The 14,138-nt window shown below is 44.5% G+C and carries 11 protein-coding genes and 1 pseudogene; 3 read left to right on the forward strand and 9 right to left on the reverse strand.

The features are described 5' to 3' along the window. Positions 1-1,041, forward strand: a 1,041-nt coding sequence (locus tag ACHBGV_RS05875) for a MucBP domain-containing protein (RefSeq protein ID WP_394735864.1), incomplete at its 5' end; no start/stop codon positions are given. Positions 1,042-1,474: 433 nt separating this feature from the next. On the opposite strand, the pseudogene ACHBGV_RS05880 reads toward ACHBGV_RS05875, so the two are convergent. From ACHBGV_RS05880 to ACHBGV_RS05900, 5 genes and pseudogenes are all read right to left on the reverse strand, one after another. Continuing rightward, a pseudogene (locus ACHBGV_RS05880) lies at positions 1,475-1,816 on the reverse strand (ISL3 family transposase); the annotation flags it as partial. Positions 1,817-2,145: 329 nt separating this feature from the next. Beyond that, positions 2,146-3,864 (reverse strand): phospho-sugar mutase, encoded by a 1,719-nt coding sequence (locus tag ACHBGV_RS05885; RefSeq protein ID WP_394735865.1) that lies wholly within the window; start codon positions 3,862-3,864, stop codon positions 2,146-2,148. Between the two features lie 92 nt (positions 3,865-3,956). Further along, entirely contained in the window at positions 3,957-4,496 is a 540-nt protein-coding gene (locus ACHBGV_RS05890; protein WP_257118027.1) for an ECF transporter S component, read from the reverse strand. A 19-nt stretch (positions 4,497-4,515) separates the two neighbouring features. Beyond that, a complete protein-coding gene (gene coaC / locus ACHBGV_RS05895; RefSeq protein WP_172023103.1) occupies positions 4,516-5,061 on the reverse strand; it encodes a phosphopantothenoylcysteine decarboxylase in 546 nt (181 codons plus the stop codon). 4 nt (positions 5,062-5,065) lie between these two features. Beyond that, entirely contained in the window at positions 5,066-5,749 is a 684-nt protein-coding gene (locus ACHBGV_RS05900) for a phosphopantothenate--cysteine ligase (RefSeq protein ID WP_394735866.1), read from the reverse strand. A gap of 204 nt (positions 5,750-5,953) precedes the next feature. Between ACHBGV_RS05900 and ACHBGV_RS05905 the strand changes: the two genes are divergently transcribed. Further along, positions 5,954-7,624, forward strand: a complete 1,671-nt coding sequence (locus ACHBGV_RS05905) for a formate--tetrahydrofolate ligase (RefSeq protein WP_394735867.1) — start codon at positions 5,954-5,956, stop codon at positions 7,622-7,624. A 408-nt stretch (positions 7,625-8,032) separates the two neighbouring features. Here the strand turns inward: ACHBGV_RS05905 and ACHBGV_RS05910 are convergent, their stop codons facing one another. Further along, entirely contained in the window at positions 8,033-9,565 is a 1,533-nt protein-coding gene (locus ACHBGV_RS05910; RefSeq protein WP_394735868.1) for an ATP-binding cassette domain-containing protein, read from the reverse strand. Positions 9,566-9,775: 210 nt separating this feature from the next. Next, positions 9,776-10,411 carry an NAD(P)H-binding protein gene (locus ACHBGV_RS05915; RefSeq protein WP_394735869.1) on the reverse strand — a complete coding sequence of 212 codons (636 nt, stop codon included), beginning with the start codon at positions 10,409-10,411 and terminating at the stop codon, positions 9,776-9,778. 110 nt (positions 10,412-10,521) lie between these two features. On the opposite strand from ACHBGV_RS05915, the gene ACHBGV_RS05920 reads away from it, so the two are divergent. After that, entirely contained in the window at positions 10,522-11,013 is a 492-nt protein-coding gene (locus ACHBGV_RS05920; protein WP_105110774.1) for a GNAT family N-acetyltransferase, read from the forward strand. Positions 11,014-11,168: 155 nt separating this feature from the next. On the opposite strand, the gene ACHBGV_RS05925 is transcribed toward ACHBGV_RS05920, so the two are convergent. Continuing rightward, the gene (locus ACHBGV_RS05925) at positions 11,169-11,909 is read right to left on the reverse strand and encodes an amino acid ABC transporter ATP-binding protein (protein ID WP_105110775.1); all 741 of its coding nucleotides are present in this window, start codon (positions 11,907-11,909) and stop codon (positions 11,169-11,171) included. Beyond that, entirely contained in the window at positions 11,909-14,113 is a 2,205-nt protein-coding gene (locus ACHBGV_RS05930; protein WP_394735870.1) for an ABC transporter substrate-binding protein/permease, read from the reverse strand. Before ACHBGV_RS05930 ends, ACHBGV_RS05925 begins: the two co-directional genes overlap by 1 nt. Positions 14,114-14,138: the final 25 nt, after the last annotated feature.

The raw sequence follows: 14,138 nt of genomic DNA on the forward strand, positions 1-14,138 counted from the left end.
GGTTCACGTTATGTCTTGATCCCATCTAAGACAATTGGTTCTGAAACAGGTACAGTTGAAGGTGGTAAGACAACTGAGATCACTTATGTGTATAAGAAAGTCGCTACCTGGATTCCACAAATTCCAGGTGTACCAGCAGGAGAAGAACCAAAAGTTCCATATCCATTCGATCCTGAGAATCCAGATAAGCCAATCGATCCAACAACCCCTTACCCAAATAATGAAGTTCCATCAATTCCACATGTTCCAGGCTACACACCAATAGATCCGAAGACCAACGAACCATTGAAACCAGTTGATCCAACAGATCCAAGCAAGGGCTATGTGCCACCAACTCCAGACGAGTCAGGTATCGACACACCAATCCCTTACGTTCAAAATGGTAACGTTGTGGTGAACTATGTGACTGAAGATGGTACACCAATTAAGGCACCTGTTCAAGACGAAACAAACGCTCCAGCAGGTAAGTCTTATGACACAACTGACAACAAGCCAAACACTATCACTACAGAAGATGGTACAACTTATGAGCTTGTTCGTGTGGAAGGTTCAGAAACTGGTACTGTTGTAGGTGGTAAGACTACTGAAGTAACATACGTTTACCGCAAAGTAGAAACACCTGCTAAGAAGGTTGTAACAAACCACGTTGACGAAGACGGTAACCCAATTGCACCGCAAGAAGAGGGTACAACACCTAACAAGTCAATCCCAGGATACGAGTTCACAGGTAAGACTGTAACAGATCCAGACGGTAACACAACTCACATCTACCGTAAGAAACCAACGACGCCTGTAACGCCTACAGAACCAGGTAAGCCAGTGACACCACCAGTAACTCCGGTTGTACCAGGTAAACCTATAACCCCATCTGTGCCAGGTAAACCTGTAACCCCAGTTACACCAGCAACACCAGCAACACCAGAAGCAGCTCAATTGCCAAACACGGGTGAAACTTCTTCATCTGCGGCAGCAATTCTTGGTGCAGGTATGCTAGTTGCAGCTCTTGCGCTTGCAGGTAAACGTCGTCGTAACGAAGACTAATCTGTTCTCATTCTTGTGTGTCCTCCGACTATACAAGTAAAGAATGACAATAGAAATTGGAAAGGTTAGCTTTCCCAATAAGCTGTTCTACGCTAGTAGTGGGCAGATAAAAATTAAGAGAGAACATGTGTTCTCTCAGACTGAAGACAAAGTTCTTAGAATTGATTTTCTAAGGGCTTTTTCATATGTAAAGTAGTATAATAGAGATAGGAATACTAGCTAATATATAGAGGGAAAATTGCTATGTTACACATTGCAGGTGATTACGCTGAAACTCAAGCTGATTCATAAAGCACCTCCTCAACAAGTTCAATATTCATAATATCTTTCAATTTCAAATTGATGTGACCTGTTGTAGTTTTTATCAAAATGAAATCTTTGGTCAGACTTGGAATTGTTCCAGTGTAGGAAACATGCTTGTTTTTTTCAATCACATGAATTGTTTTTCGATGAGAAGTTGAGCGATTTTCTGGTGAACGACGGTTGCAATTTGGTGGTTCTTCTTGACCAGAGAAGTTTCTGCGACAGCCATTTTTCCGCAATTTTTACAGCAGAAATGGCGCTTTCTCAAGCGGATAAGCAGAGGGTATCCAGCAGATTCTAAGTAGGGAATTTTAGAGGCTTTCTGGAAATCGTATTTAGCCATTTGACCATGACAAGAGTGGCATTTAGGAGCTGAATAATCCAAATGACTATGAAGCTCTTTGTGCGTTCCCGTATCGTATTCATTAGTGATAATAATATTTTTGTCTTTTATTCCGAGAAAATTTGTGATACTATCCTCGCTTTATTATTTCTTGGCTCGGGGATAAACAGTCACTTCCCTGACTGTTTATCTATTCCATATGATTCCTTTCTAATGATGGTTTAGTCTTTTTTCATTATAGGTCATATGGGACTTTTTGATACTCAAAAAGGCTCCATAATCTCTATAGGGGATTTACCCACTACAGTCTTATAGAGCCGTTTTTTGAGTTTTTCGGTGCTTCCAACCACAAGTTATTGATCCGGTCAATCATCGAGCGGATGAAGTGGCGTAACTGATTTTATTAGTTGCTAAAATATAACCATAGAAAAAGCCACAGCTCAGCTGTGACCTTATTTCTATCCTACAAATTCTGTAATTTCTTTTTCGATATTGGCGATTTTTTCTTCAGCTTCACCTAAGGTTGCGCCAACTGTTGCGATGTAGAATTTGATTTTTGGTTCGGTACCTGATGGGCGAACGGCAAACCAGCTATCGTCTGTCAAGGTGTACTTGAGCACATCTGACGGAGGTGTTGTCAGTTCAGTTGTCGTTCCGTCAAGAGCGACAGCCTTTTGCAGAGCGAAGTCCTCGAAGAGAGCAATGTCTGTCTTGTTGAACTGCTCAGGAGCATGCTCACGGAACTTAGCCATGATAGCCTTGATTTGCTCGGCACCGTCTTTACCAGAAAGAGTAACAGAGATGGTTTTCTCAGCGAAGTAACCGTATTCCTTGAAGATTTCGTCGATACCATCTGCCAAGGTCATGCCACGAGAGCGGTAGTAGGCAGCAATCTCTGCGACCATCAGAACGGCTTGAATGGCATCCTTATCGCGCACGAATGGCTTAATCAAGTAACCAAAGCTTTCTTCAAAACCAAACATGTAAGTATGGTTGTGTTTTTCTTCAAATTCTTGGATTTTCTCAGCGATGAATTTGAAACCTGTCAAGACGTTGAACATGGTTGCGCCATAGCTTTCAGCTATCTTAGTTACCAGTTCAGTTGACACGATTGATTTAGCAAGGGCAGCGTTTGCTGGGAGGGTACCTGCTTGTTTATGCGCTTCAAGGACATACTTAGCAATGATAGCACCGATTTGGTTACCAGACAGGTTCCAGTATGAACCGTCTGCCTGACGAACTTCGACGCCAACGCGGTCAGCATCTGGGTCTGTTGCCAGCAATACATCTGCACCAACTTCGCGGCCAAGTTCTTCGGCAAGTGCAAAAGCAGCTTGACTTTCAGGGTTTGGAGAGGCAACTGTTGAGAAGTCTGGGTCAGCTGTTGCTTGGCTTTCGACAACTGCCACAGACTCAAAGCCAGCTTCAGCCAAGGCACGACGAGCCAACATCTCACCAGTACCGTGAAGTGGGGTATAGACAATCTTCATGTCCTTACCATGCTCAGCAATCAAGTCTTTGTTGATATTGATAGACTTGAGCTCATCCAGGTAGAGGCAGTCTGTCTCTTCACCGAGAACCGTAATCAGACCATTAGCCTTGCTTTCTTCCAAGTCAGCCAATTCCACTGCAAATGGATTGTCAATAGCACGGATGTAGTCTGTCAAAGCAGAGGCATCTGCTGGTGGCATTTGTCCACCATCTTCGCCGTAAACCTTGTAACCATTGAATTCTTTAGGGTTGTGGCTGGCAGTCACCATGATACCTGCAACGGCATTGTAGTGGCGGACAGCAAAGGACAATTCTGGTGTTGGGCGTAGGCTTTCAAAGACGTAAGACTTGATGCCATGGGCTGCCAAGACCTGTGCGGATTCAAAGGCAAATTCTGGAGAGAAGTGGCGAGTGTCGTAAGCAATCGCTACCCCACGTTTTTTAGCTTCTTCACCTTTAGACTCGACCAATTTTGCCAAACCTTCGGTTGCTTGACGCACCACGTAGATATTGATGCGGTTGGTACCAGCACCGATATAGCCACGCATACCCGCTGTACCAAATTCAAGATTTGTATAGAAGGCATCTTCCTTGGTTTTTTCATCCATAGCCAATAAATCCTGACGAAGGTAGTCAGGCAGGTCAGCAACATCTAGCCAAGTTTGATAGGTTTCTTGATAAGACATAGGATATCTCCTTAAAAAATTTTTTCTATTAAACGCTTTCATTATACCATTTTCAAAAAAAAAAATCATGCTTTCACATGATTTTCTGAGATTTATTTTACAACTTTCTGCAAAATCGGAACAATGGCTACGGTCAATAGGGCTGAGACAATCAATTCCGTGATGGAGTTGATAGAAACGATGCCTGCTAGGACCAGTTTAATGTCGCCCTTGTAGACAGAGCCAAAGAAAATGAAAATACCGGACAGGACAAAAATGGTATTGGTCAATGTACCAGTCAGCCCCGCCATAGCCAGCCCAGGCTTATTGCTCAGCCATTTGTAGATATAATAAGGCGTGACCCCAATCAAAATTCGTGGGACAAGGGCAATCAGAATAGAGTAGAAGTTCCCGTTTTCCACCAAGGGGCTAAAGACATAGCTCATAGGCGATAGGATAATGGAATTTCGGATAATGGACATGACGCCCATGAAGCCGCCTAGCTTGGCTCCCAGCTTTGGTCCGTAGAGGATGCTAGCAATGATGACAGGGATGTGGGTAATGGTTGGCTTGACAGGAAGTACGAAGCTGGCAAAAATAGCCTGGCTGATGACCTCGATAATGATCATAATGGCGATAAAAATGGCTGTCATGGCCACCTGATTGGACTGTCTATTTCTCACTTAAAATTCTACTCACTTTCTCTATGATGATGTTAACCTCAGCCAGGGCCCCAGTTCCAAAATCACCGCAGGCAAGCAGGGCCTCCCGAGGCTTGATTTCTTCATAGCCATAGCTTGTCAAGGTCTTCAGATTGTGTTGTGTGGCTGGGTGGAGGTACATATTAGTATTCATGGCAGGAGCGACCAATTTTGGCACCCCGATAGGGATGGCCAGAGCCGTCGCCGTCACCATATTGTCTGCCATACCGTTTGCTAGCTTGGCGATAGTATTGGCCGAGGCAGGAGCCACCAGGAAAAGGTCCGTTTCCTTGGCAATATCGATATGCTTGATAGAGGCAGGATTTTCCTCCAGCATGAGGTCGGTATGGACCAGATTTTTGGACAGGGCTTGAAGGGTCAAGGGCGTGATAAAGTCCATAGCAGAGCGGCTCATGAGGACTGTCACAGAGTGACCGAGTTTTGTCAGCTGGCTGGTGATGTCAGCTGCCTTGTAGGCGGAAATAGACCCTGTCACCGCAAGCGTAATTCTTGCCATAGTCTTACCCCTTTTCTACGGTATTTAAAATGAGTTGGGCGATGTCCTGCTTGGTTTCCGCAGGAATAGCCTCGGTCTGAGACACCAGGTAGCCCAGATGTTTGTCGGCAGTAATGTCCACTAGGTCGTTGGCCAGGATGTAGTCTGCCTTGTTGCGCTGGATGCTATCTCGTGCCACGGCAAATAGTTCTTCCTTGGGCACGTCAACCAGTAACTTAAAGCCAATCAACTGGATGCCTGGATTCCATTGTTTGACATGGGAGATAACTTTGGGTGTTTTTTTCAAGAAGAGCACCTGGTAGTCAGCCTTGGATGAAATCTTGGTTTCCGTATTTTTCTTCTCCAGCAGGCTGGTGATGTCCTCTGTTTCCCTAACCTCGTCCAAGCCAGTCATATAGACCGGTGTGTAGTCGGAAACGGCCATGCTGTGGATGAGGACTTGGTGGGTCTTGACAAGAGGTTCAAGAGTTTCTTTCAGGCTCTCTACATTGGTGATTTCTACAATTGTCAGATGAGGATGAGATGTTGGCTTGACAGCTTGCTTGGTTGTCACCAAAGTTACCTCGTGCCCTCTTGCCAGAGCCTGTTCGGCAATGATTTTTCCTAAGGTACCTGTTGCGTGGTTGGTGATAGCCCTGACCTGGTCAATAACCTCACTGGTTCCACCTGATGTAATGATTATTTTCATGTCCATATTGTACTAAATTTTCCATTTTTCGTAAAGTTTTCGCGACCAATAGACTATTACTAAAATGGAATCAAACTATAACTGTTATTGAATGATAGTCCGCTACAAAATCCGAATACTCTTACTATTTTTCATAAAAATGTTTCCGATTTTCCATGGGGATGTGATATACTGGAAAAAAATATTTCGCTAAGGGGAGCCAGCATGAAAACAGACATTGAAATTGCACAGAGTGTTTCACTCAAGCCGATTACAGAGATTGTTGAGCAGGTCGGAATTGGATTTGATGACCTCGAATTATACGGAAAATACAAGGCTAAATTGTCTTTTGATAAAATCAATGCAGTCAAGGACAATGAGCTTGGCAAGTTAATTTTGGTAACAGCCATCAACCCAACTCCAGCTGGAGAAGGCAAGTCCACTGTGACTATTGGATTGGCAGATGCTCTGGCAAAAATTGGCAAGAAAACCATGATTGCCTTGCGGGAGCCATCGCTTGGACCTGTAATGGGTGTCAAGGGGGGAGCTGCTGGTGGTGGCTATGCGCAGGTTCTACCGATGGAAGATATCAATTTGCATTTCACAGGGGATATGCACGCCATTACAACAGCTAACAATGCCCTGTCTGCTCTGATTGATAATCATTTGCATCAAGGAAACGAGTTGGGCTTGGATCCGCGCCGGATTATTTGGAAACGGGTGGTAGACCTAAATGATCGCGCCCTTCGTAAGGTCACAGTTGGTCTGGGTGGACCGCTGAACGGTGTACCGCGTGAAGATGGCTTTGATATTACGGTTGCCTCTGAAATTATGGCCATTCTCTGCTTGGCGACGGACCTAGACGACCTCAAAGAACGCTTGGCAAGCATTGTCATTGGGTATCGCTATGACCGTACACCGGTTTTTGTTCGGGATTTGCAGGTGGAAGGAGCGCTGACTCTCATTCTCAAAGATGCGATTAAACCAAATTTGGTTCAAACCATTTATGGTACGCCCGCTTTGGTTCATGGTGGTCCCTTTGCCAATATTGCCCATGGTTGTAACTCAGTCCTTGCGACTACGACGGCTCTACGTTTGGCAGATTATACGGTCACAGAGGCTGGTTTTGGAGCAGATTTGGGTGCAGAGAAATTCTTGGATATCAAGACACCGAATTTGCCAAAATCGCCTGATGCCGTGGTGATTGTTGCCACGCTGAGAGCTCTGAAGATGCACGGTGGTGTCGCAAAATCAGACCTTGCGACTGAGAATGTCGAGGCTGTTAAAGCTGGATTTGCCAATCTCAAGCGCCATGTCGAAAATATCCAGAAATACGGTGTTCCAGCTGTCGTTGCCATCAATGAATTTGTATCTGATACAGCTGACGAAATCGCTGCACTCAAAGAACTGTGTGGTCAAATCGGTGTTCCTGTCGAACTTGCCAGTGTCTGGGCAGACGGTGCGGCCGGTGGAGTTGCTTTGGCTGAAACGGTAGTCGCAACCATTGAAAAACAGCAGGCCAACTACCAAGCCATTTATCAGTCTGACGATGATTTGGCAACCAAGGTCAGTAAGATTGTGACGCAGATTTACGGTGGAACGGGTGTCGTTTTTGAAAAGAAAGCCCGCAATCAATTGGCCGAATTTGCCAAGAATGGCTGGGATAAAATGCCTGTTTGTATGGCCAAGACCCAGTACAGTTTTTCAGATGATCCATTTGCGCTGGGGGCACCGACTGATTTCGATATTACTGTCCGTGAATTTGTACCAAAATTAGGTGCTGGCTTTATCGTGGCTTTGACCGGTGATGTCATGACCATGCCTGGTTTGCCAAAAGCACCTGCGGCTCTCAACATGGACGTGGCAGCAGATGGTTCAGCCTTGGGCTTGTTTTAGAAATGAGTTTATGATTAGAACCAGCCTAATTGAATAAAAATACAAAAAAGTCTCGCTGTGAGACTTTTTGAGTTTGTAGACAAAATCTCTTTTCAGACTTTCCTGAGGTGATGTCGGACGGTAGTAAACTTTCTTGTTTCTAGGTTTACTCCTCAAACAGTCCCCCAGACTGTTTGAGCTACCTACGGAATTCCATACCTAGTATTTGAGCCTAAGGTCTCAAATACTCCGAATGCCTGAAACGGACAACGTTTCAGGCATTTTCATCACAGCGGAAAGTCCTGACTTAGGGCTCGTTCCGCTCGCAAAATAAACTAAATTTTTGTTTTTTCTTAGTAGAGCTACTCAGTTTATTTATCCAGAATTTAGTTTGTCTGTATTCTGAAAAAGTCTCGCTGTGAGACTTTTTTAGATGCTGTCTAGCCTGTATAGTCCTTGCTTGCTTAGTTTGTAAACTTGATGACAGACCTCCCTCAAAAATCGCCGATCGTGCGAGACGCAGATAAGTGTCCCCTGATAATCCGATAATAATTTACGAATGTAGGGCTGTGAAATGGGTGAAAAATTGCGACTGGGCTCGTCTAGTAGTAAAACATTGGCCTTGTCCAATACCATTTTTAAGAGCAGTAATTTTGCTTGTTGCCCACCAGATAAATCGGAAATAGCATGGTGAACCTCTTCGCGGGTGAATTGGAGACTGGCCAGGTAGGTGAGAGCAGCCTCTTGTTCCTCTTTATCCTTTTCTCCTGCTAAAAATGCGAGAGGAGTTTTGCTTAATGGCAATAAATCTGCGTAGTGCTGAGGCATGTAGCCCAGCTGTAGGTCAGACCTGGTTTGCAGATGCTGATAGAGGAACTTGATGAGGCTGGATTTTCCGACACCATTGGCTCCGATAATGCCGACTTTTTCACCAGCCTTGACCTTCATGAAGAGATTTTTGACCAACAGGCGTTCATGGCACCACAGTTCTTCACCCTGTACGTCGATAATCTGTTTGTGAGCTGGTACCGGCTGAATGTCAGAGAAGAACAGGTGAATGGCATCTTCATGGTAGGGCATTTTGGTCATGCTTTCTGCCTGTTTTTCATAGCGCCTTTCCCTAGCTAAAACAGATTTCATCTTTTTGGCTACTAGCCGTCCAGCTGTTGCATCATGGGTATTGAGCAAGGTATTCCGGACCTGAGATTTTTGGCGACGGTGTTTTTCCATGACTTTTTCAAATTCCTTGCGGTCGTTTTGCGCTTGCTGGATCTGTTTATAGTAGGCTGCCTCGCGCCGGTCACGGTAGGCTTGATAATCTATGGTCTGAACGCTTGTTTTGGCCAGCATTTTTTTCTTTACAGATTGTAAATGCACAATTTTTGTGGCAGTTTTAGCAAGAAAATCCTCATCGTGTGAGACGTAGACAATCGTTTTGGAGCTAGTGGCAATATAGTTTTCCAACCATGAGAGCGTATCTAGGTCTAGGTCGTTTGACGGTTCGTCTAGGAAAATAATATCAGAATGCTTAGCGAGCGATTTGATGAGTTGGATTTTAAGTTTTTCTCCACCGGACAGGCTAGAAATCAATTGGTCACTGCTCAATCGGTCACTGTCAAAAGCCAGTTGGTCGGCGTAGCGATAGAGCAGTCCGAAATCAATATCCAGATCTACTTGAGAAAAGAAGTAGTCATTGAGTGTCAGCTCTGCCATTTCCAAAGGAAGAGACTGTGGGATGTAGATCGGTGCGGTGAAGTGGCGCTGAATCGTGCCACTTATCAGGAGATAGTCTGCTACCATGTCTGGATTGAGCAAGGTCTTGAGAAGGCTGGACTTGCCATTGCCTTCTTCACCAATGATCGCCACCTTATCGCCACTATTGATGGTGAGGGTGAGGTTGGCTACGAGTGGACGCAGGTCTTTTTGGTGGTGGATCGAGAGATTTTGTGTTGTGATGAGCATAAGGCCTCCTTGTATGAGAAAAAAACACACTACTTACTCAGTAGCGTGCCTGCTCAAAAAAGACCTATTTTGGGAATAGGAGAACAGGAAAAATAGACACAGGCAAGCTACCTCTAAGTATAAACTTAATAGAGATTACTTGTCTGTGTCCATGGTCCTTTACCTCGTATTCTTTTGATAGTATTACTATATCTGATTGGGAATAATTTGTCAAGCCATATCATCATTTTCGAATATGGTTTGGTCAGTTTTTCCGTTGACAATGTTAGCAATGGTCTGGGCAACCTTTTCCACGGCAATTGGTCGACCGGCCCAAGCTGGACTTGCAGGTTCCATTTTTTCCAGAATAGCCTGGGCTCTTTCATTTGTCCCTGCCTTGCCTGGACCGTACATCATGCTAGGACGGACGATGCTCGTTTTGAAGGATTGCGCCAAGAGATAATCCTCCGCCTCTTTTTTAGCCTTGCGGTAGCCTTCTGGCGTCGCAAGCCCTTCGAGGTGGGTAGATACGTAAATGTAGTGGTGGTCACTTTTATCAGCCATAACATCCGCAATCACCTTGGCAGCACCGAGAATGACCTTATCATAGGTTAAGCCTTTTTCGGGCTCTTCTTTGACCATGCCGACCAAGTTAATGACAACAGTATGGTCATTAAGCAATTCCTTCCACTGATCTGCTTGATAGAGGTCTGCCTCTACCCAGTTGACGTCTGGACGGAATTTTTTGCTATTTTCAGGATCAAATGACCGTGTAATAGCAGTTAGCTGATGACCGCTCGCAATCAATTTTTCCATCACTTCTTGACCTAAAAAGCCACTTGCTCCGAATAAAAGTACATTTGACATAAGAATTCCTCCCTTGAATATCACTATGTAGTAATTATACACCTATTTTGAGCATTTGTCACATATAAAACATCCTTATGCTATAATGAAAGGGAAAAGGAGAAATCGCAATGCCAATAAGGAATATAAGACAATCAGAGCAACTAGAAATTGATACTACCGTACGCCTTCGTGCCTATGATGGTCAATATGAGCTTGCTTTTGACTGGCATCAAAATATGGAGCTAGTCTGGTTGGTTGACGGTGTGAAAGAAGCCTACAGCTTGGAAAAATTAGCTAGGATGTACCGTTTTTTATCGGAAAATGGCGAGTGCTACTGGATAGAAATTCGGGAAAAGTGTGGTTGGAGACCAATTGGAGACGTGACCCTGCTGGCAGATGACTTTGCGATTTCCATCGGCGATAGCCGTTACTGGGCAAGGGGCATTGGTGGCAAGGTCTTAAAACGGATGATAGAACGTGCGAAAGAGCTAGGCTTCACAGAAATTCGAGTAGGAGAAATTTATGATTGGAATATTGGTTCCCAGCGTCTGTTTGAGAAGATGGGATTTAGCAGGCTCGAAAAAACAGAGAAGGGCTGGTCTTACAAGGTGACAGTATAATGATGATTAATAGTCCCGGTGCTGGGAAATCGACCTTTTCACTCTACTTTCCTTGTATCGGGGCAAGATGGGCTTTATATTACATCCAGAAAAGACGCTAATAATAATTTGAAGAAACTCAAAAAACCTTGACAAAGCAAGGTTTTTTCTAATCTTTATACGTTCAGGACCTTATCCAGGAAGTCTTTGAGACGTGGGTGTTGTGGGTTGTCGAAGATTTGTTCGGGTGTGCCGTCTTCAAGGAATTCACCGCCGTCTGTAAAGATGACGCGATTAGCAACCTTGCGGGCAAAGCCCATCTCGTGCGTAACAATCAACATGGTCATGCCTTGCTCAGCTAGGTCTTTCATAACGTTGAGTACGTCGCCGACCATTTCTGGGTCAAGGGCAGACGTTGGTTCATCAAAGAGCATGATGTCTGGGTTCATAGCCAGCGCGCGGGCAATAGCTACACGCTGTTTCTGACCACCGGACAGGCTATCTGGCATAGCGTCACGCTTGTCTGCTAGACCGACCTTTTCCAGTAATTCCATGCCGACTTTCTCGGCTTCAGCCTTATTCAATTTTTTATGTTCGATAGGAGCAAAGGTGATATTTTCTAAGACGGACATGTGTGGGAAGAGGTTGAAGTGCTGAAATACCATTCCGACATTTTCACGGAAGGCATCAACATCTGTTTTAGGGTCAGTCAGATTGTAACCATCTACCATAACATGACCACTTGTGATGGATTCCAGGAGGTTGAGTGTACGAAGGAAGGTTGATTTACCAGATCCAGAAGGACCGATAATGCAGACAACATCCCCCTCGTAGAATTTTGCAGAGACGCCTTTCAAGACCTCGTTTTTCCCGTAAGACTTGTGCAGGTCTTCAACATTGATTTTTAATAAAGCCATTATTTGCCTCCTTTTTCAAGTTTACGTGCCAAGCGAGTCAAGAGGGTGATAACCACCAAGTATATGATAGCAAGGATTGCATACATACGGAAGGATTGGTAGTTACGGGCAATGATAATCTTACCAGCTTGGAAGAGTTCGACAAGACCAATCGCAGAGATGATGGTCGTATCTTTCAATGTAATAACGAATTGGTTGATAAAGTTTGGCAGCATGATTTTACCAGCCTGTGGCAGGATAATCTTGCGCATGGTTGTCCCGTAGGAAATACCCAAACTGCGTGATGCCTCCATTTGTCCCGCAGGAACGGCTTGAATACCACCGCGGACAATTTCTGCGATATAGGCACCGGAGTTAAGCGATAGGGCAATGGTACCGGCTACGAAGTCGTTGATTGGTGATTGTTGACCAGTGATAGACTCAATCAAGTTTGGAATACCCCAGAAGATGAAGGCTGCAACAATCATCAACGGAATACCACGAACCACATCAACGAAGACGGATGAGATAACACGAAGGGCCTTGATTGGGCTCACCGCAAACATACCAAAGATAATACCGATGACGATAGCAATGGCAAATGACAAGAGAGCCAAACCAACAGTAATACCAAGACCAGACAGGAGCTGACCGTAGTTGTTTTTCAAGAGACCGAAAATGGTGGTTTCATCAACTGTTTCAGTGGCTGTGCTTGGTGTTGTCTCTTCTTTGGCATTGAAGTATTTGTTGAAAATCTCATCGTACTTGCCTGATTCTACCAATGCAGCCAAGCCATTGTTGAACATTTCAATCAGTTCAGGATTGCTGCCTTTTTTCACAGCAAATCCGTATTCACCAGATTTTTCACCTGGGATTGGAGTAGCGAAATCACGACCTTGTTGAATAGCGTAGAGGAGGACCGCTTCATCATCCATGAGGGCGTCAATTGAGCCAGAGTTGAGACTGTCGTACATGCCAGAAGCCTCGTCGAAGGCCTTCAAAGTATAACCATACTTGTCTTTGTTGCTTTCCAAGAAAGTGTAAGACGCTGTACCGTTTTTGGCACCGACTGTCTTTCCTTCGAGGTCTTCATAGGATGCAATGTCACTGCCGTTTTTAACAGCCAGCAGGATATTAGACGAGTAGTAGGCATCTGAGAAATCAAAGATTTCCTTACGAGCGTCAGTAATCGACATACCAGCGATAACGGCATCTGCTTGACCAGCTTGGACAGCGTTAAGGGCTGCATCGAAACCAGGATTTTGGATAGTGATGGTGATTCCTTGTTGCTCCGCAATGGCCTTGATCAATTCCATGTCAATGCCGACGTACTTACCAGACTCGTCCTGGTATTCAAATGGGGCAAATGATGAATCTGAAACGATCGTGTAGCTTGACTTGATAGGGTTTGCTTTTTTAGTAGCATCACCAGATAATTTCAAGCGAGATGAGTAGTTCTGCGTATCAGCAGAGGCGGTAGCTGCACCAAACCATTTATTCATGATTTTTTCGTAGGTACCGTCTTCTTTCATAGCTGCAAGAGCCTTATTGAAATCATCAACGAGGTACTCATATTGGCTTCCTTTTTTAACAGAGAAACCAAATGATCCAATTGGTTCGCCAGGGATGTCCAAGCTCAGGTCTTGCCCTTGTTGGATAGCGTATTGGATAACCGCCTCATCGTCCATAGCAGCGTCAATAGCGCCAGTGGAAAGACTGTTGTACATCGTGTCCCCTGTGTCGAAGGTTTTGATAGTAAAACCGTACTTGTCCTTGTTTTCTTCGAGGAAGGTTTGAGAAGCAGTACCGTTTTTAACACCAACTGTCTTACCTTTGAGGTCTTCATAGGAAGAAATCTTGTTAGACTTGGTTGTTGCAATGATAATCTTCGTATCAAAGTAGGGGTCTGAGAAGGTAAAGACCTTTTTGCGGGCTTCGGTAATGGTCGTACCAGCCATGAGGGCATCGGCCGAACCAGACTGGACCGCATTGACAGCAGCATCAAATCCTGGGAAGGATTGATTCATTTTCCAATTTGAACGTTTTGCAACTTCGTTGATAATATCAACATCTAATCCTTTATAAGTTTGGTCAGAATCTTTAAATTCAAATGGTGCATAGGCATTGTCAAAGACGATATCGATCGTATCATCTGCCTGGACACCTGTAAAAATAAAGAAGACCGGCAAAATGCTTGCCAATAGCATGAATAATTTTTTCTTCATTTCCATACTCCTTCTATTATAAAAT

Source organism: Streptococcus sp. A34 (genome assembly GCF_043674115.1).
In the GTDB taxonomy this organism is placed as follows: domain Bacteria; phylum Bacillota; class Bacilli; order Lactobacillales; family Streptococcaceae; genus Streptococcus; species Streptococcus suis_V.